This is a genomic window from Devosia sp. Z11_6 (genome assembly GCF_058133665.1).
Genome location: NZ_JBYUNQ010000002.1, coordinates 214,785 through 239,521 on the forward strand (window position 1 = coordinate 214,785; position 24,737 = coordinate 239,521).

Annotated in this window: 18 protein-coding genes; 9 read left to right on the forward strand and 9 right to left on the reverse strand. The window is 61.7% G+C overall.

Features of this window, described 5'->3' with window-relative positions; genetic code table 11:
* Window positions 1-281 precede the first annotated feature (281 nt).
* The 4 genes from AC3YMN_RS06300 to AC3YMN_RS06315 form a co-directional block, all read right to left on the reverse strand.
* Entirely contained in the window at window positions 282-1,280 is a 999-nt protein-coding gene (locus AC3YMN_RS06300) for a hypothetical protein (RefSeq protein ID WP_489889364.1), read from the reverse strand.
* A 7-nt stretch (window positions 1,281-1,287) separates the two neighbouring features.
* On the reverse strand, window positions 1,288-2,445 hold the full coding sequence (locus tag AC3YMN_RS06305) for a mandelate racemase/muconate lactonizing enzyme family protein (protein ID WP_489889365.1): 1,158 nt from the start codon (window positions 2,443-2,445) through the stop codon (window positions 1,288-1,290).
* Window positions 2,442-3,563, reverse strand: coding sequence for a lactonase family protein (locus AC3YMN_RS06310; RefSeq protein ID WP_489889366.1), 1,122 nt, complete (start codon window positions 3,561-3,563; stop codon window positions 2,442-2,444). The genes AC3YMN_RS06305 and AC3YMN_RS06310 overlap by 4 nt, the downstream gene beginning before the upstream one ends.
* 65 nt (window positions 3,564-3,628) lie before the next feature.
* Window positions 3,629-4,678, reverse strand: coding sequence for a mannonate dehydratase (locus AC3YMN_RS06315; RefSeq protein WP_489889367.1), 1,050 nt, complete (start codon window positions 4,676-4,678; stop codon window positions 3,629-3,631).
* A gap of 293 nt (window positions 4,679-4,971) precedes the next feature.
* Here AC3YMN_RS06315 and AC3YMN_RS06320 point away from each other — a divergent pair, with 293 nt between their 5' ends.
* The 3 genes from AC3YMN_RS06320 (at window position 4,972) to AC3YMN_RS06330 (ending at window position 7,255) form a co-directional block, all read left to right on the forward strand.
* Window positions 4,972-5,739, forward strand: a complete 768-nt coding sequence (locus AC3YMN_RS06320; RefSeq protein ID WP_489889368.1) for an amino acid ABC transporter substrate-binding protein — start codon at window positions 4,972-4,974, stop codon at window positions 5,737-5,739.
* A gap of 71 nt (window positions 5,740-5,810) precedes the next feature.
* The gene (locus AC3YMN_RS06325) at window positions 5,811-6,491 is read left to right on the forward strand and encodes an amino acid ABC transporter permease (RefSeq protein WP_489889369.1); all 681 of its coding nucleotides are present in this window, start codon (window positions 5,811-5,813) and stop codon (window positions 6,489-6,491) included.
* The gene (locus tag AC3YMN_RS06330) at window positions 6,488-7,255 is read left to right on the forward strand and encodes an amino acid ABC transporter ATP-binding protein (protein ID WP_489889371.1); all 768 of its coding nucleotides are present in this window, start codon (window positions 6,488-6,490) and stop codon (window positions 7,253-7,255) included. Before AC3YMN_RS06325 ends, AC3YMN_RS06330 begins: the two co-directional genes overlap by 4 nt.
* A gap of 13 nt (window positions 7,256-7,268) precedes the next feature.
* On the opposite strand, the gene glgB is transcribed toward AC3YMN_RS06330, so the two are convergent.
* Genes glgB through AC3YMN_RS06345 form a run of 3 tightly spaced genes read right to left on the reverse strand, consistent with a single transcriptional unit; the run spans window position 7,269 to window position 13,127 of the window.
* On the reverse strand, window positions 7,269-9,488 hold the full coding sequence (gene glgB / locus AC3YMN_RS06335) for a 1,4-alpha-glucan branching protein GlgB (protein ID WP_489889372.1): 2,220 nt from the start codon (window positions 9,486-9,488) through the stop codon (window positions 7,269-7,271).
* A 16-nt stretch (window positions 9,489-9,504) separates the two neighbouring features.
* On the reverse strand, window positions 9,505-11,064 hold the full coding sequence (locus AC3YMN_RS06340; protein ID WP_489889373.1) for a putative maltokinase: 1,560 nt from the start codon (window positions 11,062-11,064) through the stop codon (window positions 9,505-9,507).
* Entirely contained in the window at window positions 11,061-13,127 is a 2,067-nt protein-coding gene (locus AC3YMN_RS06345; protein ID WP_489889374.1) for an alpha-1,4-glucan--maltose-1-phosphate maltosyltransferase, read from the reverse strand. The genes AC3YMN_RS06340 and AC3YMN_RS06345 overlap by 4 nt, the downstream gene beginning before the upstream one ends.
* Before the next feature lie 240 nt (window positions 13,128-13,367).
* On the opposite strand from AC3YMN_RS06345, the gene malQ reads away from it, so the two are divergent.
* From malQ to AC3YMN_RS06375, 6 genes are all read left to right on the forward strand, one after another.
* A complete protein-coding gene (gene malQ, locus AC3YMN_RS06350; protein WP_489889375.1) occupies window positions 13,368-15,503 on the forward strand; it encodes a 4-alpha-glucanotransferase in 2,136 nt (711 codons plus the stop codon).
* A 110-nt stretch (window positions 15,504-15,613) separates the two neighbouring features.
* Window positions 15,614-17,680 (forward strand): maltose alpha-D-glucosyltransferase, encoded by a 2,067-nt coding sequence (gene treS / locus AC3YMN_RS06355; protein WP_489889376.1) that lies wholly within the window; start codon window positions 15,614-15,616, stop codon window positions 17,678-17,680.
* Window positions 17,681-17,803: 123 nt separating this feature from the next.
* Window positions 17,804-18,961 carry a zinc-dependent alcohol dehydrogenase gene (locus AC3YMN_RS06360; protein WP_489889377.1) on the forward strand — a complete coding sequence of 386 codons (1,158 nt, stop codon included), beginning with the start codon at window positions 17,804-17,806 and terminating at the stop codon, window positions 18,959-18,961.
* Window positions 18,951-19,490, forward strand: a complete 540-nt coding sequence (locus tag AC3YMN_RS06365; RefSeq protein ID WP_489889378.1) for a hypothetical protein — start codon at window positions 18,951-18,953, stop codon at window positions 19,488-19,490. Before AC3YMN_RS06360 ends, AC3YMN_RS06365 begins: the two co-directional genes overlap by 11 nt.
* A gap of 257 nt (window positions 19,491-19,747) precedes the next feature.
* Complete coding sequence (locus tag AC3YMN_RS06370; protein WP_489889379.1) at window positions 19,748-20,287, forward strand: biliverdin-producing heme oxygenase; 540 nt, start codon at window positions 19,748-19,750, stop codon at window positions 20,285-20,287.
* Window positions 20,274-22,394 carry a histidine kinase dimerization/phosphoacceptor domain -containing protein gene (locus tag AC3YMN_RS06375; protein WP_489889380.1) on the forward strand — a complete coding sequence of 707 codons (2,121 nt, stop codon included), beginning with the start codon at window positions 20,274-20,276 and terminating at the stop codon, window positions 22,392-22,394. Before AC3YMN_RS06370 ends, AC3YMN_RS06375 begins: the two co-directional genes overlap by 14 nt.
* A gap of 161 nt (window positions 22,395-22,555) precedes the next feature.
* Here the strand turns inward: AC3YMN_RS06375 and AC3YMN_RS06380 are convergent, their stop codons facing one another.
* Both AC3YMN_RS06380 and AC3YMN_RS06385 read right to left on the reverse strand, forming a co-directional pair.
* Entirely contained in the window at window positions 22,556-23,449 is an 894-nt protein-coding gene (locus AC3YMN_RS06380; protein WP_489889381.1) for a hypothetical protein, read from the reverse strand.
* A gap of 287 nt (window positions 23,450-23,736) precedes the next feature.
* Window positions 23,737-24,732 carry an ABC transporter substrate-binding protein gene (locus AC3YMN_RS06385; protein WP_489889382.1) on the reverse strand — a complete coding sequence of 332 codons (996 nt, stop codon included), beginning with the start codon at window positions 24,730-24,732 and terminating at the stop codon, window positions 23,737-23,739.
* Window positions 24,733-24,737 lie beyond the last annotated feature (5 nt).

The window sequence follows — 24,737 nt, forward strand, 5'->3', positions numbered from 1 at the left end:
AAGCCGGCGGGCCGGCATTGCTGTGATCCGGCAAGGCCCCGGTCTCCTCAAACCAGCCGGGCCCTGCACCTCCTTGTGTTTGCCTCCATCCTGATCTGACGCCAGCGATTGGAGGACCAACATAACTATTGTGCGCCCGCCCGGCAGAATTGGCAATGCTGTTACTTGCATTATTGCAGATATGGCGCAGACAACACAAAGCCGGCCGTCAAGCAAATCAGATGATTTACTTTGCACCAGGCAGAGCAATGCGGCTGAAGGGAACAATAACTAGGGCGCGATCAACCTCCGCCTGCGGCTGTGCTTCCGGTGGCGAAAGCGGAAACCGAGTGAGAAAGGGTGAGCGGGGTGTCGGCCACAAGCTGGACTGCCGTCGCGACGCCGCGCCGGCTGATAGGGTTGGGCCGCTCGGAAAGCCGGGTGTTGAGATCGAAGGCGGAAGCAATGGGCTCGAGCCCGATGCCGCGATAGCGCCCTTGCCAGGGCTCGCCCTCGATGCCCCGATCGGTGCACCAGATCTGCAGCGAGGGCAGCAGGTCGCGGTCCCATTCGATCTCCACCCCCGCGCCTTCCTCGAGGAACACGGCGCGCAACGGTCCGCGCATGCCGCAGAGCTGGACGCTGAAATTGAGCTCACCCAGGGGCACATGGCTCAGATCGATGTGCCCGCCCCGATGCGGCACCGCAGCGAGCGCGGAAAATTCCTGCGCCTCCCCTGCCCCCACCTGCCGGGGATGAACGAGGCCAAACTCAAACTCGGCTTCGAGTTGCAATTGCCCGCGCGCTTCAGGCAGCCGCATAATGGGATGCAGGCCCACCGAAACGGCGCCGGAGCGGCGGGGGTAAATAGTGAGGCTCGAGTCGAGAACCGGCGCTCCCGGCCGTCCGGCGACCCGGCGCTCGAGCCGGCGCACCAGGGAGTCCGCGGGGTAATCGAGCCCCAGGGTTACGCTGTGCTCGGTTCGCGCAACCAGCTCCCATTCCGCGTCACCGGCCGGGCCGTGAATGGGCACAAGGGGCGGCTCGCCCATGAGTTCGGCCCATTCGGGTGGCCCGATGGGCTGTGGGGCCCCGGCGCCAAAGGGCAGGCAGGCAAAATCGCCGCCTAGTTCGCGCAGATGCCCGATAATGGCGGGATCGCTCACCTGCCCCATCCAGGGGGCGCGGGCAAAGGGGCGGAAATCTCTGCCGCCAAGATCAAAGCGGCACTCGGCCAGCATGGCAGCGGTGCTCAGCACCAGCGCGTCGCCATGACTCCAGCCCAGTGCGAACTGTTTCACCCCAGCCTCACCAATTGGTCACCGAACCATCGGTGCGGCGCAGATGGGGCGCTTCCCAAAAACGGAAGCTTTGCGCCGCGAGCCCTCCTTCATCCACCTCGACGCCAAGGCCCGGTCCGTCCGGGACCCGGTAAACCACGCCTTCGAGGCGCGGCTGCTGGGTGAAGATCTCATTGCCCGCTTCCCCGCTATAAAGATCGCCCACCGCCACGCGGGTTTCGAGCCAGGAGAAATTGGGGACGGCGGCGGAGAAATGGATGGTGGCGGCGGTGCAGATCGGCCCCAAGGGATTATGGGGCATCATGTCTACATAATGGGCCTCGCTCCAGCCGGCCACTTTCAGGGCTTCGGTGAAGCCGCCAACATTACAGAGATCAAGCCGGTTGAACTGGTGGATGTCGCGCTCGATAAAGGGCAGGAACTGCCACTTGCTGGCAAATTCCTCGCCGATGGCGAAGGGTACATCGGTGAGCCGGCGCAGGGCCTCATAAGCCTCGGGCGTCTCGTCGCGAATGGGTTCCTCAAGGAAGTCGAGCGTGCCGGCCGGCATGCGCTGGCAGAAGCTCGCCGCTTCCGCCACGCTCAGCCGATGGTGGTAGTCCACCCCGATCACCACCTCCTCGCCCAGTGCTTCGCGCGCGGCAACCAGCGCCTTTGCCGTTCGGCCGACAGAAACGCGCGGCTCGAAGATGTTGTCGGCATTGCTCCAGGCGGCGGGAAAGAACCGCACCACATTCCAGCCACGCTCAACCAGCGCCTGCGCGGCTGCAATCCCCTCGGAGCCCTCGACATTGGCGACGGAGGGAAAGGTCGGGATCACGTCGCGCTGCTTGCCGCCCAGCAGCTCATAAACCGGCACGCCCAGCGCCTTGGCCTTGATGTCATGGAGCGCAATGTCGATCGCCGATTGGGCGGCGAGCAACACGCGCCCGCCTTCGAAATACTGACTGCGATAAAGCTCCTGCCAGATGGCGCCGATGCGCATGGGATCGCGCCCGAGCAGGAACTCGCGGAAATGCTCGATCGCGCCGATCACCGCCTTTTCGCGGCCCGACAGCCCGCTTTCGCCCCAGCCATAGATCCCCTCGTCGGTTTCGATCTTGAGGATCAGCTGGTTGCGGTGTCCGACCCAAACGGGAAAGGGCTTGATCGCGGTGATCTTCATGCCGCGCCCCCGAGTTCAGGGTGAAAGGCAACGACGGTCGGCGAGCCCACATCGATGGGGACGTCGAGCGGCTCGAGCCCGCCGCTCTGCGGCTCGTAGCGGAACAGGGACACCCGATCGCTTTCCTGATTGGCAACGGCCAGGAGCGTACCGGAGGGGTCGAGCGCCAGGTCGCGCGGAATGTGTCCGCCTGCCGGCGTGGTGCCCAGCAGCGTCGGCAGTCCGGTTTGGATATCGAGAACAAAGCGAGCGACACTGTCATGGCCGCGATTGCCGACAAAAATGTGTTGCCCACTGGGGTGCACGGCGATGGCGGAGCAGGAATTGCCGGGGTGCCCGCCCGCTGGCAGGGTGGATACGGCCCCCAGCAGTTCGAGCTGCCCCGCCTCGGGGTCGAAGCGCAAGGTGGCAAGGGTGCTGTCGAGTTCGTTGACGCAATAGACCAGCGGCAGGCTGGGATGGAATTGCAGGTGCCGCGGCCCGGCACCCGGCGCCAACTCGGCCGCGCCATGCGCCAAAACGGCGCCGCTTTGCGCGTCGAAGCGATAGATCAGCAGCCGGTCAATCCCGAGATCGGCCACGAGGATAAAGCGGTTGTCAGAGCTCCAGCGCAGGCAATGAGCATGGGGCCGCCCCTGCCGGTCGGGATCCTTGCCCTGCCCGGTATGGGTGATTTCGGCACAAGGAGCGCCGAGGCTCCCATCGATGCGCACAGGGAAAATGGCAAAGGAGCGGTTGGGCTCTTCGGTGATCGGCACGCCGCCATAATTGGCAATGCCGGCCCAGCGGCCCGAGCGATCAAAGCCGGCAAAGCAGGTGTAATCGCCCCGGGTGGGCTGCTTGTTGCGATAGCGCAGGGCGCCGGTCGCCCGATCCAGTCCATAGACGGTGATCAAGCCTTCATGCCAGCCATCCACTTCGCTGACGGCGACCAGGCTTTGCCCATCGGGCGCCACGGCCACAAAGGTCGGGTTGTCGATGCCCTTGGTGATGGCCAGCGGCTCTGCCACCCCGCTCGCCAGGTCCAGCCGGAAGGCTGCGATCCCTTCCCCGGCAGGCTTGGCGACATAGCCGATCCCGCGATTGACACCACCAACGAACACCAGGGCAGAAGGCATTAAACCAGGTCCTCAAACTTTTGCAGCGCAGGGGCTGGCCGGGGGAACGCCGGCCGGCAAGGGTTTCAGAGCAGGTCGCAATAATCGGCCATGCGCAGCAAACCTTGCATATAGCCAATGGCATGGGCGCGGCCGCGATGGTTCCAGTCGCTGTCGCCATCCAGTTTGGGGACATGGTCGTCGAGCAGAAAGCCATCGAAGCGATGCTTGGCCAAGAGCGCAATCACTTCAGCCGGATCGTAATTCCCGTCGCCGATGAAGCATTCGGTGAAATTGGGAATCGCGCCCTGCACGTCGCGGAAATGGATATAAGCGATGGTGCCGCGCGGGGCGAAAAACTCAATCATCTCAATCACCGCCGCCTTGCCGCCGGGCATTTCCGAGCAACAGCCGAGGCACAGATCGAGCGCCCAGGCCGGTGATTGGCCGGCAAGCTCATAGGCGCGGCGGAAATTTTCGGGCTGGTAGAAGAGGCGCGCCACCCCGCCCAGCATGGGCACGGGCGGATCGTCGGGATGGAGCGCCAGCCGCAGCCCTTCTTCTTCGGCCACGGGCAGCACCGCTTCGATGAAATAGCGGTAATTGCTCCACATCGCTTCTTCGGTGATCACCGGGCCGTCCTTGCCAAAGAGCGGCATGGAACTCGCCCGCCCGAGCGTTGTGGGCATGAAGCTGCGCAGGGTTTCGAGATCGTCGGCATGGGCCTCGACGACGCTCATGTCGAACTGGCGCGCCAGCGCCCCGCCCCGGGTCTGCGCCGTCCGGTTGGTGGTCCAGACCGAATTTGGCATGAAATGATAGCCCAGCACCGGCACCCCGGCTCGTGCGACCGCGCGGATGGTAGCCTGGTAATTCTCGATCTGCTCGTCGCGGCCCTCAAGCCCGAGCATGGCCTTGTGGTAGAAATGGGTGGGCACATTCTCGATGGCCTCGAAGACCAGCCCCGCCGCCTCAACCTCTTCCACCAGCGCGCGCACATCCGCTTCTTCCCAGCGTGCGTCGCCGGGAAGGGTGGGGTTGTTCATCTGGATCCCGGTGGCCCCGATCTGCGCGGCAAAGCGCAGGCGCTCCTGGCTGAGCTCGTGGAATTGCCCGACAGCGATCCTGATCGCCACGACGTCCCCCTTGCACTGGCCAGCTCGTGCCTCTTGGCGGGCTGAAGCGGCCGTGATGCAAATGAGACTAGGCCAGCCGCCCGCCGCTGCCAACTAACAACCGAAGAAAGTTTTGCGCCCGTGGCACTTGGCACAACAAAAGATGTCAGCGCCCGGCAAGCGGAGCATGGGAGCACTCTGCGCGGCGCCTGGGAGAAAACATCCATTCAACTAGTTGAAACCGGGCGGGCTTGGGCGCAGTTTGCCTGACCAAATCCGGGCCTCAGCAGGAACCGGACAGCCAGGAGAAAAAGATGAAGCTAGCTAAAGTGCTTGTTGCTGTCGGTTTGATGGCCGTGGCCACGCCGGTATGGGCGCAGACGGACCTCGATGCGGTCAAGCAGTCGGGTGCGCTGCGCATCGGCACCGAAGGCACCTATGCCCCCTTCACCTTCCATGACGCTAGCGGGGAACTGGTGGGCTTTGATGTCGAGATCGGCCGTGCCATCGCCGAGCATATTGGGGTCGAGCCGCAATTTGTGGAAGGTCCCTGGGACGGCCTCATCGCCGGCATCGACGCCAATCGCTATGACGTCGTCATCAACCAGGTCGGCATTAATGCCGAGCGGCAGGCCAAATACGACTTCTCCGAGCCCTATATCGCCTCCAAGGCCGTGCTGGTGGTGCGCGAGGACAATACCGACATCACGAGCTTCGAGGATCTCTCCGGCAAGCGCTCGGCCCAGACGCTGACCAGCAATTTCGGCAAGCTGGCGCAGCAATATGGCGCTGAGCTGGTGCCCACCGAAGGGTTCGACCAGTCGATCGCGCTCGTCACCCAGGGCCGTGCCGATGCCACCATCAATGATAGCCTCTCCTTTTACGACTTCAAAAAGCAGCAGCCCGGTGCCGAAGTGAAGATCGTCGCCGAAGCCGAAGATGCCGATTTCTCTGGCGTGCTGCTGGCCAAGAACCGGCCCGAGCTGCTGGCCGCCATCAATGCGGCCCTGGAGGAGATCAAGGCCGACGGCACCTATGCTGAAATTTCCCAGAAGTATTTCGGCGAAGACGTTTCCCAGTAAACTTTCTCCGATATTGTGTGAAAGGATCGGCCCGGTTCGGCCGGTCCTTTTTTGTTGACGGAAACCCCGCGATGCCGCCCTGGCTTTCTTTGATGCTGGACTCCCTGCCCTCGCTGCTTTGGGCATGCCTGCTGTTCACCATCCCGCTGACGCTGCTGTCGTTTATCTTGGGCCTGAGCCTGGGTTTTCTTGCCGCCATCGCCCGGCTGTTCGGGCCGCGCCCGCTGGTCGCACTGGTCAAATTCTATGTGTGGATCATCCGCGGCACGCCGTTGCTGGTGCAGCTGTTCCTGATCTTTTACGGCCTGCCGAGCATCGGCATCGTGCTTGATGCGTTTCCCGCCGCCCTGATCGGCTTCACCCTCAATGTCGGCGCCTATACGTCCGAGATCATCCGCGCCGTCCTGCTGTCAGTGCCCAAGGGGCAGTGGGAAGCCGCCTATTCGATTGGCATGACCTGGCCCCAGGCCATGCGCCGCGCCATCCTGCCCCAGGCAACGCGGGTAGCCATTCCGCCATTGTCCAACACCTTTATCTCGCTGGTGAAGGACACATCGCTGGCGGCCGCCATCACCGTGCCCGAGCTGTTCCGCGCCGGCCAGCGTATCGTCGCGACTAGCTACGAGCCGCTCATTCTTTATGTTGAGGTCGCCCTGATCTATCTTGTTGTCAGCTCGGTATTGTCGAGCCTGCAGGCCAGAGTGGAGCGACGCTTTTCCCGCTATGGCGGTTTCATCGAGGCTGGCGCGTGATCACGCTCGAAAACATCCACAAGAGCTTTGGCGATGCTGAGGTGCTCAAGGGCGTCAGCGTGGCCGTCCCCGAAGGCAGCGTTACAGCGCTGATCGGCCCGTCGGGCAGTGGCAAGAGCACATTGTTGCGCTGCGTCAATCTGCTGGAAATGCCGCAAGCGGGCGATGTCCGCATCGATGATGCCGTCATCCATTTTGGGCCTGAGATCAAGGTGGACCGCAAAGCCGTCTTGGCTCTACGGCGCAAGACCGGCATGGTGTTCCAGAACTTCCAGCTGTTTCCCCATTTCACCGCGCTGGGAAATGTGATGGAGGGACTGCTGACCGTGCTGAAATGGCCCCCCGACCAGGCGCGCCAACGCGGTCTCGAACTGCTCGAAAAAGTTGGCATGGCTGCAAAGGCAAATGCTTGGCCGTCCAGCCTATCGGGCGGGCAGCAGCAACGCGTTGCCATTGCCCGTGCCCTTGCGCCCACCCCGAAGGTCTTGTTGTGCGACGAGCCCACTTCCGCGCTCGATCCGCAGCTGGCAGGCGAGGTCGTGGAGGTCCTGGCGCAGCTGGCGCGGGAAGGCACGACCATGCTGATGGCCACCCATGACCTGCGCCTTGCCGCCACCATAGCCTCCAATGTGGTGTTCATCGAGGCCGGGGAAGTCGTCGAGGCAGGCCCGGCGCAACAGGTGTTCGGCAGTCCCGCCTCTGAACGGACCAAGCGCTTTGTCTCGACGCTGACGGCGCAGGCTGCGCCCATCCAGATGGTGTGACTCCCGCCGGCTCTTATACCGGCGGATCGTTCGGCGTCAGCAGAATGGCGGCGAGCGGCGGCAAGGTGAGCCGCAGGGACGCCGGCCGGCCGTGCCAGCTGACGTCTTCAGCATTGATATGGCCGCCATTGCCGACATTGGAGCCGCCATAGACTTCTGAATCCGAGTTCAAAATCTCGCCCCAGCTTCCACCTTGCGGCACCCCCACCCGATAATCGGAGCGCACTGCCGGCGTCATGTTGCAGGCAATGACCACCGGCGGCACCCCATCGCGCCCCTTGCGCAGATAGATAAAGACGCTGCCCTCGGCATCGCTGGCGTCGATCCATTCAAACCCCTCGGGGTCTGCATCGAGCTGGTGGAGCGCCGGATGGTTGCGATAGGTATGATTGAGGTCCCGCACCAGCGACTGCACGCCCTTGTGCATGGGATCTTCGAGCAGATGCCAGTCGAGCGACTGGTCGTGGTTCCATTCCCGCTCCTGGCCGAACTCGCCGCCCATGAACAGGAGCTTCTTGCCCGGGTGGGTCCACATAAAGGCAAGATAGGCGCGCAGATTGGCAAATTTCTGCCAGCGGTCGCCCGGCATTTTGCCCAGGAGTGACCCCTTGCCGTAAACGACCTCGTCGTGGCTCAACGGCAGCACGAAGTTCTCGGTATAGGCGTAGTGCAGCCCGAAGGTCATCTCACCCTGGTGATGCCGGCGATAGATGGGGTCGAGCTGCATATAGTGGAGCGTATCGTGCATCCACCCCATGTTCCATTTGTAGCCAAAGCCGAGGCCCCCATCATAAATGGGGCGGCTGACCTTGGGAAAAGCGGTTGATTCCTCGGCAATGGTCTGCGAGCCGGGATTGAGCTCATAGGCGCGGGTATTGGTTTCCTTGAGAAAAGCGATCGCTTCGAGATTTTCGTTGCCGCCGAACTTGTTGGGGATCCATTCGCCCGCCTCACGGGAATAATCGAGGTAAAGCATGGAGGCCACGGCATCCACGCGCAGGCCATCGATATGGTAGCGGTCGAGCCAGAACAAAGCACTGGCCTCAAGGAAATTGGCCACTTCATTGCGCCCGAAATTGTAGATCAGCGTATTCCAGTCGCGATGAAAGCCCAGCCGGGGATCTTCATGCTCGTAAAGCGCGGTGCCGTCGAACCGAACGAGGCCATGGGCGTCGGACGGGAAATGTGCGGGTACCCAATCCATCAAGACGCCAATGCCGGCCGCATGCAAACGGTCCACGAAGCGCGCAAAACCTTCCGGCGTGCCAAAGCGGCTCGTGGGGGCAAACAGGCCCACCGGTTGGTACCCCCAGGATCCGCCAAATGGATGCTCGGTGACCGGCATGAGTTCAACATGGGTAAAGCCCATATCGGTCAGGTAATCAGCGAGCTGGTCGGCAATGGCGTCGTAGTCGAGCGCCTCGCCGTCCCCTCCTGTTCGCCAGGAGCCCAGATGCATCTCGTAGATCGACATCGGGGCCGATAGATCCTGACGCCCCGCGCGGTTGCCCATCCACTCGCCGTCCTGCCAGTCATGTTCGGGCAGGCCGTGCACAACCGAAGCAGTCGCGGGTGGATGCTCCTGGTAAAAGGACAGCGGGTCGGCCTTGAGCGGCAGCCGCTCGCCATGGGCGCCGATGATCTCGTATTTGTAGACGGTGCCCTTCTCTAGACCCGGGATAAACAGTTCCCAGATTCCGACACCGATGCGCTTGCGCATGGGGTGGCGGCGCCCGTCCCAGGCGTTGAACTCGCCCACGACGCTGACGCGCGAGGCATTGGGCGCCCAAACGGCGAAGGCAACCCCGTCTACCCCTTCCAGAACTGTTGGATGGGCCCCCAGTCTTTCGTAGAGGCGGAAATGGCGCCCTTCGCCCAGCAGGTATTCGTCCATCTCACCCAGGATGGGCGGGAAGCGATAGGGGTCTTCGACTTCCCAGGCAAATTCGCCGGCCGACATGGCGAGCCGATAAGCAAAACGTTCGTTGCGGTCCGTGATGAACCCCGAAAAGAACCCTTCAGGGTGGATGCGTTCGAGCTTGGCGACCTTCTTGCCAGTAGCGCTATCCACCACCTCAACTTGCCCGGCCTGGGGGGCAAAGACATTGACGGCAAGGGGCTCGCTATCGCCTCCCTGCATGCCCAGCGTGGCAAAGGGATTACCATGCCGCCCCCGCACGATCGCTTCGACATCGCCAGGATAGGCTGACGGCCGCGCAGTGTCTTGGTTCATCGGATTGTCCACGGGTTCAGCCTTCACTCAGGAGGTCTTGGATGCCACTGAGGGGAATTTCCACCCAGGCGGGCCGGTTCGCCAACTCGTAGCCAACCTCGTAGATAGCCTTTTGCAGCAGGAACATCTCAGTTAAAGCCTTGGCCAGGGCTGGGTCGGGCGGAAAGCTCGAGGCACCAGCCACGCTGGTTTCGTATGCCGCGACGAAGTCAGCGCTGATGCCGCGGCGCCAATTCTCGACCCGTGTCCGCACCCCATCAGGTAGGCTGCCCGTTTCGGCTTGGTAGCGGCTGAGGGCAGTCCAGGCGGCGTAATGGAACGAGCGCAGCATGCCGGCGACATCGCGCAGGGGGGATGACTTTGCCCGTCGCTCGGGCAGGCTGCGCTTGGGCTCGCCTTCAAAATCGATGATCATCACGTCGCGCCCGGTCACCAGGACCTGGCCGAGATGGTAATCGCCGTGAATGCGCGAGCGCCCACCCGAGGGTGCCATCTCTGAGCCAGCCTCGATGCGCTCGATCAGCAGTTCGCGCTTGCTGAGAATCTGCTCGGCTATCGCACGGGCCACGCCCGGGAGGCTGGGCAGGTTCTGCTCGAGACGGTCGAGAAGATCGTGTGCTTCGGCGACCGCTTCGGCGGCCCAACCGGCAATGTCAGATCCGGCCAACTGCTCGACACGGAAATCGGCCTCGGTTGTATCCACGGCGAAGGCCTTGTGCATTTCGGCCGTGCGCTGCCCCAGGATAGCGCCGATCCAGTTGCCGTCGTCAGCCGCGCCGTCCAACAGGCTCTCGGTCAAGGCATTGGTTACCGCCGCCCAGGCGTCACCCTGGTTGGGCACATAGGCAAACACGGCGGCGAGCGTCGTTGCCTCACCCGAAGTCGGACGATATTGGATTTCGCCCAGGAATTCAGGCGTATTGGCAAACTGTCCGACAGCGGTCAGGAAGCGCGCCACTTCAACATCGGGCTGCTCACCCGAGCGCAACCGGCGGTAGAGCTTGAGGATGATGGTGTTACCAAACGCGATCGAAACATTGCTTTGCTCGGCGCCGAGGGGGCGTGGCTCGCCAAGATCGCTGCTGGCCCGCAAAGCTTCGCTGGCGGAAAATACGACGTCCCCAGCTGCCGTGCTCATGATGTTCTGCTCACGCAAGGCTTGCAGCAATGCCTTGGCAAAGCCGCCGTCAAGCGCACCATCGATCAGCACACCGGACCTGGAGTCGCTGTTGATATTGGCGAGCACCGGGGGTGCTGCCGAGCCGGCACTGCCCCGGCCCATATCGCTCCACACTGCGGAAAGCGGCAGCAGGTAGCGCTGCGTTTCTCCCCCGACGGCAACATCGGCGGCAATGAGGGCGTGAGCGCCGGACTCGAGTTCCCCCAGCGGAGAAAGGCTGACGCCAGTGATCGTGCTGTCCTTGGCGCCGAACCAACGCTGGAACGGCAGGAATGCCGGCAGGGTCACGGATTCAAGCTGTGTCTTGCCCTCGCCGGTGATGGCCGAAATCAGTTGCCCATCGGTGGAAAAGAGCGTGGGAATGGGCGAAGCCATCGGCGCTGTCGGGGCGTTCATCGCGGGGCCCCCGGCGCAATCAGCCGCCAGATGGCATATGGCTTGTAGAAGGGATCGAGATGGATGTGCTGGTACTTGCCATGCCAGGTGAAGTGGTGGCCCGTGACCATGTCCTCGACCTCGATCGAAGCATCGTCGGGTAGCCCGAATTCCCACAGCGGCACTTCAAAATCGGCGCCCTGCTGGTTGTGCGGATCAAGACACACATGGAACAGCAAGAAGTCCGAACGGTCGGCGGTGCGCTTGCCGTAGCACAGGATGTTGTCGTTCCAGGCATTGTAGAAAGCCAGGCTCGTGAACTCCTGGAGCGCCTTATGCTCGCGGCGCAGCCGATTGATGAAGGCAATGTCCCATTTGATGTTGTCGGGCTTGTCGAAATCCCAAGCGCGGATCTCGTATTTCTCGGAGTTGAGATATTCCTCCTTGCCCGGCACCGGCTCGGATTCGCAGATTTCAAAGCCGTTATAAACGCCATAGGTGGCGCCCAGGGTTGCCCCCAGGATCAACCGGGTCTGGAAGCCGGGCCGGCCACTGCCCTGCAGATAGCGCGGATTGATGTCGTGGGTGGTGGTGAAGAAATTGGGCCGCATGTAATGGCGGGATTCTTCCTGGGTCAGCTCGGTCAGATATTGCTCGAGCTCCCACTTCACATTGCGCCAGGTGAAATATGAATAGCTCTGGCTGAAGCCGACCTTGGCCAGCCGCTTCATCACCTTGGGGCGGGTGAAAGCTTCCGAAAGGAAGATGACGCCTGGATCCTTGGCGCGCACCTCGGCGATAAGCCATTCCCAGAACGGGAAGGGCTTGGTGTGGGGATTGTCGACGCGAAAGATGCGGACGCCATGATCCACCCAAAGCAGCACGATGTCGCGCAGCTCATGCCAGAGGCTTGGAATCGCATCGCGATAGAAGTGGACGTTGACGATGTCCTCGTACTTCTTGGGCGGGTTCTCGGCATATTTGATCGAGCCGTCCGGACGCCAGTCGAACCATTCGGGATGCGACTTGATCCAGGGGTGATCGGGGGAACACTGGATGGCGAAATCGAGCGCGATCTCAAGATCATACTCGGCGGCAGCTGCAACCAGCCGGTCGAAATCCTCGAACGTGCCAAGCTTGGGCTCGATTGCCTCATGACCGCCATCCGCCGATCCAATGGCATAGGGGCTGCCGGGGTCCTCGACGGTCGCACTCAGGCTATTGTTCTTGCCCTTCTTGTTGGTTTGCCCGATCGGGTGGATGGGCGGGAAGTACAGGACGTCAAAGCCCAGATCGCGGATATAGGGTAGCCGCGCGATCACATCGTCAAAGGTACCGTGCCGGTCCGGACTGCCCGACTGCGAGCGCGGAAAGAGCTCATACCAAGCGCCGAACGCAGCGACCTTGCGATCAACGAAGATCTCGAGCACGCGCTCATACTGGCTGAAATTGGTTCGCGCAGCGGCGCGCTGCATCACGTCGGCCACAGCATCGGAACTCAATAGCGCCAGGCGCTCGGGATTGTTCTGCAGCGCTGTGTATGCCGCCAACACGCCGGACAGTTCCCGCCTGTGAGCATCGCTGGCCCGGTCTGAGCGCTGTGCGACATCGAGCAGGCGACGCCCCTCCTCGAGTTCCAGGCTGACATCAATGCCCGCAGCGTGCTTTTTGGCGATCTCCTTGCGCCAGCTGCCATAAAGGTCCCGCCAGCCGGCAAGGGTGAACTCGTACAACCGGTTCTCGGGAAAGGCGATCGTCGTGCGCCAGCGGTCGTTCTCGACGAACTCCATGGGCTGTTCAAACCAGGCTTCGGTTCCCGCCGGGCGATACAGCAGGGCCGCGTCGATCGTGTCATGACCATCGCTGAAAATATCAGCCTCGATCACCACCTCTTCGCCCACCACGCTCTTGGCGGGGAAACGGCCGCCATCAATCTCGGGCACGATCCCTTCGATGGCTACCCGGTTGGCAGCCAGCCGGAACAATTCCTGATCGCCGGCATCCACCTGTCGGGGAGCGCTCACCGGCTGAGCGGTTGCCACTCGAGCCTTGCTGGGCTTAGCCTTTTTATTGTCGAGCAGCATGATGTCCCCACTTCCGGCATGATTGCGGACCAAATGCTTCAATCTGTGGTTTAGTTTCGCTTTCTTGTCAGAAGTTTAGTGACGCCTACGGCAAAACCCGCTGACCGCGGGTGGACCCGGACCTAACCACTGCAGGTGGTCGGTGAGGAACAAACGCGCCGCTGGCAGATTGCCGTAGCCGTAGAGGACGCTAGGTAGTTTGTTGCTGCCCGACGTCCTGTACGTCGATGAGGAGAACCGATGTCCAACGACCATCACGAAGCGCGGTCTGCGCTGGAACAACTCGCACAGCGTTACGGCATCGGGGTGCAGTTCGAGGACGCGCTAGGGCGCCACATATCGGTATCCGCGGCAACAATTCAGCTTCTGCTCGCGAGCATGGGCGTTTCAGTCGCCGATGAGGCTGAAGCCCAGACCGCACTTGAGCAATTCGATCACGAAGCCGCCGCACGCCCCCTCCCCGCCAGCATCGTCCTGACGCCGCAAGACGGCGTGTGCGCGCTCGAGGTCAAGCTCCCGGCCGGCACTGACCAGCTCGCTTGGCAAGTCGTGCTGGAGGACGGGAAGGAGATCAGCGGCGTCGCCGATTCCTTCGCTGCTTCGCGCCAGGGCAAGGTCAGCTTGCGCATTCCCGACCTGCCATTCGGATACCACCGCTTGCAACTTCCAGAAATAAGTGCGGAGGCAAACCTCATCGTCAGCCCCGGTCGCTGCTGGTTGCCCCCAAAAACGGCGACGGGTTATTGGGGTATTGCTGTGCAGCTTTATCTGCTGCGTTCAGCCGCAAACTGGGGCATCGGCGATTTTTCAGACTTGCAAGAGCTGATCAAGGTCGCTGGACCTCGCGGTTGTGCCGTGATCGGGCTCAACCCCCTGCACCAGATGTTCTTGGACGATCCTGAAGCTGCAAGCCCTTATTCACCCGCAACGCGGCTTTTCTTGAACCCCCTTTATATCGACGTGCTGGCGGTGCCTGAGTTCGGCCAGTCCGAAGCGGCGCAGACCTTGGTGGAATCGGCCGATTTCCAGCGGCGCCTGGGCGACTGCCGCGCCACAAAGCTGGTCGATTACGCTGCAGTAACCGCGCTTAAGCTCGAGGCACTGCAGCTCGTCTTTGAGAGCTTCACGAAAGCAGGCAGTGCCGAGCGCAAAAACGCGATGGCCGCCTTCCGCGCAGAAAAGGGCGAAAGCCTTGAACGCGTAGCCTTGTTTCAGGTCATGCGACAACATTTTGCCAGCGAGAATCCGTCGCAAGCCAGCTGGCAGGACTGGCCGACCGACATGCAGATCGCCGGCTCGCCAGCACAAATGCAGTTCGCACGCGAGCACGAGGCTGAATTGGACTTCCAGATCTATCTCCAGTTCCTCGCCGATGAACAGCTAGCAAGGGCAGCCGAGGAAGCCCGCCGGCAGGGCATGGCTATCGGCCTTTATCGAGACCTGGCGGTGGGATGTGATCGCTCCGGTGCGGAAACCTGGGCAAATCCGCCCGCCTTCCTGCAGAGCACCCTGGTGGGTGCCCCGCCCGATATCTTCAATCCCGCTGGGCAGAATTGGGGCCTTCCCCCATTTGATCCAATTGCGCTCAAGCGCGAAGGCTATAAAAGCTTTGCCGAGTTGATCCGCTCCAACATGGCCCATGCCGGCGGCTTGCGGATCGACCATGTGATGGGGCTGGCCCGTCTTTATTGCATCCCCGAGGGCAAGAGTTCAGCGGAAGGCGCTTATGTGAGCTTTCCCCTCGATGATCTGATTGGGGTTTTGGCGCTGGAATCCCAGCGGCAGCAATGCCTGGTTGTCGGGGAAGATCTCGGCACCGTGCCGCCCGGCTTCCGCGAACAGCTGGCCGCTGCCAACATCTTGTCCTACCGCGTGCTGTTTTTTGAGCAGGATTTCCAAACCGGCAAGTTTGTGCCGCCGGACCAGTACCCCGAACTGGCGCTAGCGGTGACCGGCAGTCACGATCTGCCAACGCTTGCGGCGTGGTGGGAAGGCGACGACATCACTTTGAAGGACAGCTTGGGGCTTTATGGAACCGAGGAGGAAACGCGCAGCCAGCAAGAAAGGCGCGACCGGGAGCGGTTAAACATCCTCGAGGCATTCACGCAGGCTGGATTGTTCAGCCCTGCACCGGGGATAGCTGAAGTCTCAGCTGAGCTCTTTGCCCGGGAGGCGCACCGCTTTCTTGGCATGACCCGGTCCACGCTGCTGGTCACGCAACTTGATGACATGACTGGTGACATCGCCCCGGTCAATGTGCCCGGCACCTCCACCGAGCACCCCAACTGGCGGCGAAAGTACGCGATGACCATTGAGGAACTTGCCGAGGACCCCGAAGCCTGGCGCCTTGTCGAGCCGTTCAGAAGGGCAGGCTAGTGGCTTTCTGCCAGATCAAGGCAACGACGGCTTAACCGAAGCGTTCAGGCTCAGCCGACATACAGCATAACCCGCACTAGATCATTGCCCGACCAGCGAACAGGCCAGATATGGACAAACCGGATCCGCAATACATCGACTGGCTCTTAGAACAGTCCATGCTCAACAATGCCCGCAAGCTTGCCAGCCGCTATGCTGGTCAAGGGCGGTTCTGGCGCAATCCATATGCAGAAGCGCGGCCACGCGCGGCTTCGGCGCTGGCCTCGGTCTGGTTCACCGCCTATCCCGCCGCGATCGTCACCCGCGAAGGCGAGAGCGTACTGGCTACACTTGGCGATCCCGAGCTTTGGCGCTCGCTCGCCGCCATCGGCGTGCAAGGCGTACATACCGGCCCGATGAAGGAAGCCGGCGGCATTCGGGACGGCGTCAAGACGCCAACCGTCGACGGCAATTTCGACCGCATCAGCTTCGAGATCGATCCGCAATTTGGCACGCTCGACGAATTCGTAGCCATGAGCCGGGTGGCAGCCGCCTACAATTCCATCGTTATCGATGACATCATCCCCGCCCATACTGGCAAGGGCGCCGATTTCCGCTTGGCCGAAATGTTCTATGGGGATTATCCCGGCCTCTACCACATGGTGGAAATCCCCGAGGAAGACTGGCACCTGCTGCCCGATATTCCCGAGGGTCGCCGCGCCGCCAATATGTCCCCCTCCTGCGTCGATGCACTCAAGAGCAAGGGCTATATTGTTGGCCAGCTCCGGCGCGTGATCTTTTTCGAGCCAGGGGTCAAGGAAACCGACTGGAGCGCCACCGACGTGATCGTGGGCGTGGATGGCGTAGCGCGGCGCTGGGTTTATCTGCACTATTTCAAGGAAGGCCAGCCTTCGCTCAACTGGCTCGATCCAACCTTTGCCGCCCCACAAATGATTGTCGGGGACGCACTGCATTCACTCGATATTCTGGGTGCGCGCGGCTTGCGGCTGGATGCGAACGGCTTCCTTGGTGTGGAGGTTCAGCAGAACGAGACGGCTTGGTCCGAGGGCCATCCGCTTTCCCTTGTTGGCAACCAACTCATTGCCGGCATGGTGCGCAAAGCAGGTGGCTTTTCCTTTCAGGAGCTCAACCTGACCGTCGATGACATCGCCGAAATGTCAAAGGGAGGCGCTGATCTCAGCTACGACTTCATCACCCGCCCCGCCTACCACCACGCAGTCCTGACCGGCAGCACGGAATTTCTGCGGCTGATGCTGCGCACGGTCCATGAATTTGGCATTGATCCAGCTTCGCTGATCCACGCGCTGCAGAACCATGACGAGCTGACGCTCGAACTGGTGCATTTCTGGACCAAGCATGCCAACGACACTTATGTGTTCGAAGGCCAGACCTGGCCAGGGTCCTTGCTGCGCGAGCATCTGCGCGACACCCTTTACCTCAAGCTTACGGGCGAAGCCGCACCCTATAATCTGCGCTTTGTGGCCAATGGCGTCGCCTGCACCACTATTAGCGTGATCACCGCTGCGCTCGGCATCCGCGATCTCGGTGCGATAACGCCCGAGCAAAAGGAGCTGATCAAGCGCATCCACCTGCTGCTGGTCATGTACAACGCCTACCAGCCGGGCGTTTTCGCCCTGTCGGGATGGGATTTAGTCGGCGCCCTGCCGCTTCCGGTGGAATCGGTCAGTGAGCTCACCAGCGAAGGCGACACCCGTTGGATCGAGCGCGGCGCCTATGATCTGATCGACGTCAATCCGGGCGCCGAGCACTCCAGCGCGGGCCTGCCCAGAGCGCGTATGCTCTATGGTCCACTTAATCAGCAGCTGGAAGATCCAAAGTCCTTCGCCAACGAGCTCAAGCACCTGCTGGCTGTGCGCCAGGCGCATGGTCTCTTCGCGGCCAAGCAGATCGCCATTCCAGACGTGCAGAACAACAGCCTGCTCGTGATGGTGCATGAACTGCCCGATCAACGCGGGCTGCAGGTGACTGCGCTCAATTTTGGGCCAGATCGGGTCGAGGAAACCATCACCCTGGAGCATGCCCAGACCGGACCCGTGATCGACATGTTACATGGCACGATCTTTGGGGATTTGCCGGAATCGGGCGAACTCTTCATCGGTCTCGATGGCTATGAAGGCCAGTCCCTCCGCATCGTGGGAGCTGTCCCCTCGATCTAGGCACACGATTGAGTGAAAGGTGCCGACCAAGGGGAACCGGCACCTAGGTTAGCGGGTCCCTGGGAAAGGGGAACGCCGCAGGCATCCTCAGCATTCAACCCAAGCTATTGCAAGGAGATGCGCATGCTGGCGATGGATTATCGAGGGCCCTATCGGGTGCGGGCCGAGCAAAAGCCGATGCCCGAGATCCTCCATCCGGAAGATGCGATCGTGCGGGTGACGCGCTCATGCATCTGCGGCTCGGACCTGCATCTTTACCACGGCATGGTGCCCGACACCCGGATCGGCATGACCTTCGGGCATGAGTTTACCGGCATTGTTGTCGAGGTCGGCTCGGAGGTTCGCAACCTCGCCGTGGGTGACCATTTGATCGTGCCCTTCAATATTGCCTGCGGCAAATGCCATTTCTGCCAGCAGGGTCTGTTTGGCAATTGCCACGAGTCTAACAGCCAGGCGACTGCCGTGGGCGGCATCTTCGGCTACTCCCACACCGCTGGTGGCTATGATGGCGGACAGGCCGAATATGTGCGCGTTCCCTATGCCGATGTGGGGCCGACCAAGATCCCCGCCGGCATGGATCTCGATGATGCAGTCCTGCTGACAGACGTGGTGCCCACCGGGTACCAGGCCGCCGAAATGGGCGGCATCCAGCGCGGCGATACTGTGGTGGTGTTCGGGGCTGGCCCCGTTGGCATCATGGCCGCCCGGTGCGCGTGGCTGTTTGGGGCCGGACGGGTGATCGTCATTGACCACCTCGAATACCGGCTCGATTTCGCGCGCCAGTACGGCCCGGCCGAGGTCTACAATTTCCGCTCTATCGAAGATCCGGTTTATTTCCTCAAGAAGATCACTGACTCGCTGGGCGCTGACGTCTGCATCGATGCGGTGGGCGGAGACGCAGCAGGAAGTGCATTGCACACCCTGCTTGGCACCAAGCTCAAGCTCGAAGCGGGTGCCGCGACCGCGCTGCACTGGGCGATCAACTCGGTCAAAAAGGGCGGGATTGTTTCAATTGTCGGGGTTTATGGTCCGACCGGCAATCTCGTGCCGATCGGCAATGTCGTCAACAAGGGCATCACCATTCGCGCCAACCAGGCTTCGGTGAAGCGCCTTCTGCCCCGGCTGATCGAGCATGTGCAGGCCGGCCGCATTAATCCCAAAGCCCTTATTACTCACAAAGTGCCGCTCGAGGAGGTCTCCGATGCCTACCACATCTTCTCTGCCAAGCTCGATGGTTGCATCAAGCCCGTCCTCGTCCCTTCCTCAGTCAATGTCGCCTGAAGCCATGGCGGCCCAGCAGCGGATTGATCCGGCCCAGGTGGTCGGTTGGGGGGTCGACGCCGACCCGGCGAACAATCCAACCTATCCGATGCGCGACATTTCCAAGGACAGCAAGGGTGGGCTGGATTGGCCACGACCAGCCTTGCAGCCAGAAACTGTCGAGGTGCTCCGTTCAACCGAGCATAATCGGCGCACCGCGGTATTTGGCACCTCTACTCCGCCCAGCGGCGTCAGTGGGGCGTTGCGGCGTCAGGCGTTCAAGGCTAGCGAGGGCAAATGGAGTCATTGGCTGATCCTGTTGGCAGCGGACCGCATCAACGTGGTTGAAGGCGTAGCGGCCGACCTGCTGGCCGGCCGGGTGCCCAATATCCCGGCCGAAATGGGCATCAAATCTGAAGTCGCCCACAACATGCCCGGCTTGATCCGCAAAGTCGCGGTTACCGGTGCGGTGTTGACCTTGGCTTATGCCTTGGTGCGATCCCGCCAGGGTTATGGTCGCCGGCATCCTGCCCGGCCCACCCCCCGCTAATCCCCGAGAGCAAGGTGATTGCGGCGCCGATGCGCCACAGTCACCGCAAATTCAGCTCTCTCCAGTCAGCTCTCTGCTTTGCGGGTGCTGTGCCACTTGCGGCAGGATGCGCTTATCGCTCAAACTGCGCACATATGAAGGTCTGCCTTCGGCCGCAGCGCTTTGAACCGCGTGACTTGCTGCTAAAGTGGATTGCACCCCGTCCGCGCCACACATGCCCTGGCGCAGCAAGCGGAAGCGGTAGGAGACTGACCGGTTTGGCCGACACTAGCCTGCGCAGCGCACTGCGATCGCATACTCAAGCCGTGCATACGCGCCTCGACAATATTGTGGGCCAATTCGAAAGCTTGGACGATTATCGGGCCTTTGTTATCCGCTCCTACCGGTTCCGCGCCGCGGTGGAGCCTACCGTCCGAGGCCGGCCAGAATGGTTGGTGCAGGAACTGGCGGGGCCTCTCCGCGCCGACCTGAAGGATCTGAGGCAAGCTGATCTTCCAAGCGCCCCCATCCTCGAGCTTCCCTCGGGATTTGCTTCTGCGCTCGGGGCGCTTTATGTGCTGGAGGGCTCGGGCGTGGGTGCGCGCATCCTTTTTGCGCGGGCACAACAGCTTGGACTAAGCGAGCATTTCGGAGCACGGCATCTGGCGGCGCAAACGGACGATCCGGGGCGCTGGAAGCGGTTCGTGGCTTTGCTCGGAACTGCTGAGCTTGACCATTCCGCAGCATTGCATGCCGCAGGGGCCGTGTTTCAACTGGCTCTGTCGATCCATTCGGAGCCTGTCTTTGCCAGAGCCTAAGACCGTTGACCTGACCAATTGCGACCTGGAGCCGATCCATATTCCCGGATCCATCCAGCCCTATGGCACAATGCTGATTGCTGATGCCGATACCGGCATTGTTGAAGGCCTTGCCGGACCCGACGGTTCTGCTCCAATCCTTGGGCTTCCGTTAGCTGAGCTCACGGGGCTCAACGTGCAAGCGCTTGCCGGCAAAATCCCGACTTCCGGCTTGCTGGTGCTTGGCCGCGTGCAGTTTGGTGGACGAGCGCGTGATGGCGTCGCTTATCGTAGTGGTGGGCATCTGGTGGTTGAACTCACCGACCCCGACGAAAACGCCGATCTGGACGCGCAATTCCTGGCGCAGCTGGAGACACTGGGCGCCACCTTGGAGCGCTCGACCACCTTGGCTGACCTGTCCAATCGAGCGGCGGGCATTTTCCAGCGGCTCACCGGCTATAGCCGGGTGATGGTTTACCGCTTCATCGATGACGAGGCGGGCGTGGTGCTGGGCGAAAGCATCAGCGATCACTCTTCCAGCTTCATGAACCATCATTTCCCCGCCACGGACATCCCGCGCCAGGCGCGGGCGCTTTATGTGCGCAACAAGGTTCGCGTCATCGCCGATGTGCAGTACGAGCCGGCGCCGATCGTCAGCGCGAGCCGCGACCTGACGTCGATTGATCTCAGTGACTCGACGCTGCGCAGTGTGTCGCCGATCCATATCCAGTACCTCAAGAACATGGAGGTGGGCGCTTCGGCCTCCATGTCCATCGTGGTTGATGGCGTTTTGTGGGGGCTCATCGCCTGCCATCACCACCAACCGCGCGAATTATCGCTGACCACAAGGCTCGCATGTCAGGCCATGGCAACCAGTCTCGCCCGGCAGGTCAAGACGCGTGACGAGGGCGAGTTGTATCGCGAGCGGATTGCGCTGCGCGCGCAGGAAGACGCCATCCTCGCCCGCCTCGGCACGGACAGCTCCCTAGTAGAGTTCTTTGCGCGATCCGGCGAAGAACTCGCCGCTTTGTTGCAAGCCGATGGCTTTGCCGCCGTTCAGGGGGGCGAGCTGTTTCGCGCCGGCAATTGTCCCGACCCAACGGATGTGCGCCAACTGGCGGAACATGTGCGCCATCCCGGGTCCCTCAAGCCGGTCGCCAGCCGTGAACTGAGCAAGGACTATGCCGCAGCAGCAGCGTTTCAGGAGAGTGCCAGCGGGCTCCTCGCCGTCACGATGTCAACCGAGGTACCCACGATTCTGATGTGGTTCCGGGCCGAACAGTTGCAGACTGTCAAATGGGCCGGCAACCCGCACAAGGACGTACCGCACGAGCCGGGGGCGGTGCTTAAGCCGCGCGCTTCATTCGAAGCATGGTCCGAAAGCGTGCGCGGCCGCTCACGGCCCTGGACATTGGCGCAGACGGAGTCCGCGTCCCGCGTTGTTCGCTTGATGACCGAGGCGCGCAACAACAGTCGCATCAAGCAGCTTAACCGCGAGCTGACCACGACCCTCAACGAGAATGAAAGCCTAATCCGCCAGAAGGATTTCTTGTTGCGCGAGGTCAATCACCGCGTCCAGAACAGTTTGGCGCTTGTGGGCGCCTTCCTGCGCATGCAGGGGCGCAATGCTGGCGAAGAAGTGCGCGCACATCTGACGCAGGCGGAGAGCCGCTTATCGGCGGTCGGGCTGGCGCACCGGCGCCTTTACCAGGATGACAGTGTCGAGATTATCGACTTGTCGCGCTATCTTACCGAGTTGGTCGATGAGTTGCTGAAATCCATGGACGAGCGCTGGCGCCGACAGGTGACCTTGGATCTTGTCCCCATGCTGATCAGCACCGATCGGGCGGTTAGTGTCGGCCTCATCGTGAACGAGCTCGTGACCAATGTCACCAAATATGCCTATGGCGGTGAACCCGGCCCGCTGCTCATCAGCCTGCAGCAGCACCGTGACATGCTTCGCCTGATCGTTGCCGATAGCGGACGCGGTTATAGCGGGGTGACCGAAGGCACGGGGTTCGGCTCGCGCATGTTGGCGAGCCTGGTGCAGCGCCTCGGTGGATCCATGGAAATCGCCGATAATTCCCCGGGCGCCCGCGTGATCGTGGCGGCGGCCATCCAGGCCTGAGTCTTTTCCGCTTTGCAGACAACACAAAAATGGGCGGGGATTGCTCCCCGCCCTTTTCTGTTAGTTCAAGAAGAGTACGATGATGATGATCAACCAGATCGGCACACCGAGGAGCCAGAGACCCAAACCACGCAACATGATGTTTTCCTTTCCAGTGACGCTTAGAAGCGGCGGAACACTTCAGCAAACACGCTGTTCTCGTCCCGGTGATTGCCACCCTTCTGGGCGGCCCAGAAGGCGCCGATAGCCGAAATCAGCAGCGATGCAGCCAAAAGGAATGCACCAAGGATGCCGGTATTGCGCGCGGTACGCGCGGTTTCCAGCGCATCCTGACGGGCCTGCTCGATATTGCCGATCACCTGATCAACGCGGGCATTGGCTTCTTCTGGTGCCAGCCCGGTATTGGCGGCAACGACATTGGCCAGGTAGGTGCGGTCCTCTTCCACCACGGCACCATCGCCCAAAGCGGCCTGCGCGAAGATGCGGCCCGCTTCGGCTCGTGCGGCTTCGGGGTTGGTTGGCTGCTGCGAGCGGAACAGAGTGTCGATGAAGTATGCGTTTGGATCAACTGCTTCAGCTGCGCCGCCCGCCACATTGGCGGTAGCCTGGGTTGCAGTGGAAAGTGCGGCACCCGCTGTATTTACAGCAGCGCCAATGCCGCTCACGGCCAGAACAGTGCCAACCACAACGGCGCCGGCCCAAACCAGCAGGCCATGGGCACCATCGCGCACATCACTCTCGTGCTCGGTGGCGTCGTGATAGCGGCGGCGCAAACGACCGGTGAGGTACCCGCCAGCCATGAAGCTCGATACCTGCACCCACAAGAACCAGCTGGCCGCCACGATGGCGATGAAGATCGGCGAGGCGCCTTCGCGTGCATTGAAGTCGAGGAAGTTCAGCCCAATTGCCGATCCGAAGCTGATGAAGACGACGGAAATTGCCGAAGCGAGCACAATCCCTGCAATGATGGCGGGCCAGTCAACATAGGAGGACTGGTCGCCATCCGAAGCGGTTGCGGCTACGCGGGTTACACCCAGAGTAGATTCTATGGTCATGATGAGCCTTTCGCGGGGGGAAACGGAAGAAAGCTGCCGCTTCCCTTAGCTGAGGCCAAGAAAAGACAGGATGGCCAGGACGACCACAACAAGACCGACGAGATAAATGATGGAGTTCATGATGGAGTCCTCAGGCTTTTGACGCGATGATCACTCAACCGTGAGCTAATGCTTTTCGTTCCAGATAGTGCCCAGATTTTGTACAAAAGCGCACAAAAGAGCGGCAAATCCCGGCATGAAAAAGGGCGGGATTGCTCCCGCCCCTCTCAATCGATCTGGCGAAGGGACTACAAGCCCTCGGTCACGACATGGCTGAATGCGCCTTCGGGTGCTTTGGTGATGGCCGGATTGTCGGGCGACACGGCCGAAAGCAGCGTATCAACGGTCTGCTGATAGGCGGCTTCATCGAGCGCGCCGGTTGAGCCTTCAGTCAGCTTGTTGACCTCGGTGACCTGGTAGAGCTGGTCTTCCACGGTCATCGACCCCGTCATGTCGTTGTCGACCACGATCTGGGCGGCTTCTTCGGGGTTGGCGCGGGCGTATTCCCAGCCCTTCATCGAGGCGCGCACGAACTTGGTCATCTTCTCGACGAAAGCCGGATCCGCGAGGTTTTCCTCGAGCACATAGAGCCCATCCTCGAGCATGCCGACGCCTTCGTCGCGATAGTTGAAGACCGTCAGATCGTCCTCAGTCAGGCCCGCCCGCAGCACCTGGCCAAATTCGTTATAGGTCATGGTGGAGATGCAGGCCGCCTGGTTCTGGATCAGCGGATCGACATTGAAGGCCTGGCGGAGCACTTCGACGCCACCTTCGCTGCCATCGGTGGCGAGGCCCAGCTTGGCCATCCAGGCGTAGAAGGGATATTCATTGCCAAAGAACCAGACGCCCAGCGTCTTGCCGGGAAAGTCAGCGGTGGTCTCGACCCCGGCATCCTTGCGGCAGGTCAGCAGCAGGCCCGAGGAAGCAAAGGGCTGGGCGATGTTGACCAGCGGCACGCCGCGCTCGCGCGCTGCGAGCCCCGCCGCCATCCAGGTGGTGATCACATCGGCGCCGCCGCCGGCAATCACCTGTTCGGGGGCGATATCGGGGCCGCCGGGCTTGATCTCCACATCAAGCCCTTCTTCCTCGTAAAAGCCCTTTGCCGCCGCAACATAATAGCCGGCGAACTGACCCTGGGTGACCCATTTGAGCTGGAGAGTCACGCTGTTGTCCTGCGCATATCCCGCATGTGCGGAGGCGAGCGAAATGGCCCCTGCCAAAGCCCCGACCAAGAACTTGTTCATGCTGC

Excerpts from the sequence above, each read along its gene's own strand:
- AC3YMN_RS06305 (WP_489889365.1), bottom strand. The coding sequence starts at position 2,445 with ATGAAGATCACCGCGATCAAGCCCTTTCCCGTTTGGGTCGGACACCGC.
- AC3YMN_RS06310 (WP_489889366.1), bottom strand. The coding sequence starts at position 3,563 with ATGCCTTCTGCCCTGGTGTTCGTTGGTGGTGTCAATCGCGGGATCGGC.
- AC3YMN_RS06320 (WP_489889368.1), top strand. The coding sequence starts at position 4,972 with ATGAAGCTAGCTAAAGTGCTTGTTGCTGTCGGTTTGATGGCCGTGGCC.
- AC3YMN_RS06325 (WP_489889369.1), top strand. The coding sequence starts at position 5,811 with ATGCCGCCCTGGCTTTCTTTGATGCTGGACTCCCTGCCCTCGCTGCTT.
- glgB (WP_489889372.1), bottom strand. The coding sequence starts at position 9,488 with ATGAACCAAGACACTGCGCGGCCGTCAGCCTATCCTGGCGATGTCGAA.
- AC3YMN_RS06340 (WP_489889373.1), bottom strand. The coding sequence starts at position 11,064 with ATGAACGCCCCGACAGCGCCGATGGCTTCGCCCATTCCCACGCTCTTT.
- AC3YMN_RS06345 (WP_489889374.1), bottom strand. The coding sequence starts at position 13,127 with ATGCTGCTCGACAATAAAAAGGCTAAGCCCAGCAAGGCTCGAGTGGCA.
- malQ (WP_489889375.1), top strand. The coding sequence starts at position 13,368 with ATGTCCAACGACCATCACGAAGCGCGGTCTGCGCTGGAACAACTCGCA.
- treS (WP_489889376.1), top strand. The coding sequence starts at position 15,614 with ATGGACAAACCGGATCCGCAATACATCGACTGGCTCTTAGAACAGTCC.
- AC3YMN_RS06360 (WP_489889377.1), top strand. The coding sequence starts at position 17,804 with ATGCTGGCGATGGATTATCGAGGGCCCTATCGGGTGCGGGCCGAGCAA.
- AC3YMN_RS06365 (WP_489889378.1), top strand. The coding sequence starts at position 18,951 with ATGTCGCCTGAAGCCATGGCGGCCCAGCAGCGGATTGATCCGGCCCAG.
- AC3YMN_RS06380 (WP_489889381.1), bottom strand. The coding sequence starts at position 23,449 with ATGACCATAGAATCTACTCTGGGTGTAACCCGCGTAGCCGCAACCGCT.
- AC3YMN_RS06385 (WP_489889382.1), bottom strand. The coding sequence starts at position 24,732 with ATGAACAAGTTCTTGGTCGGGGCTTTGGCAGGGGCCATTTCGCTCGCC.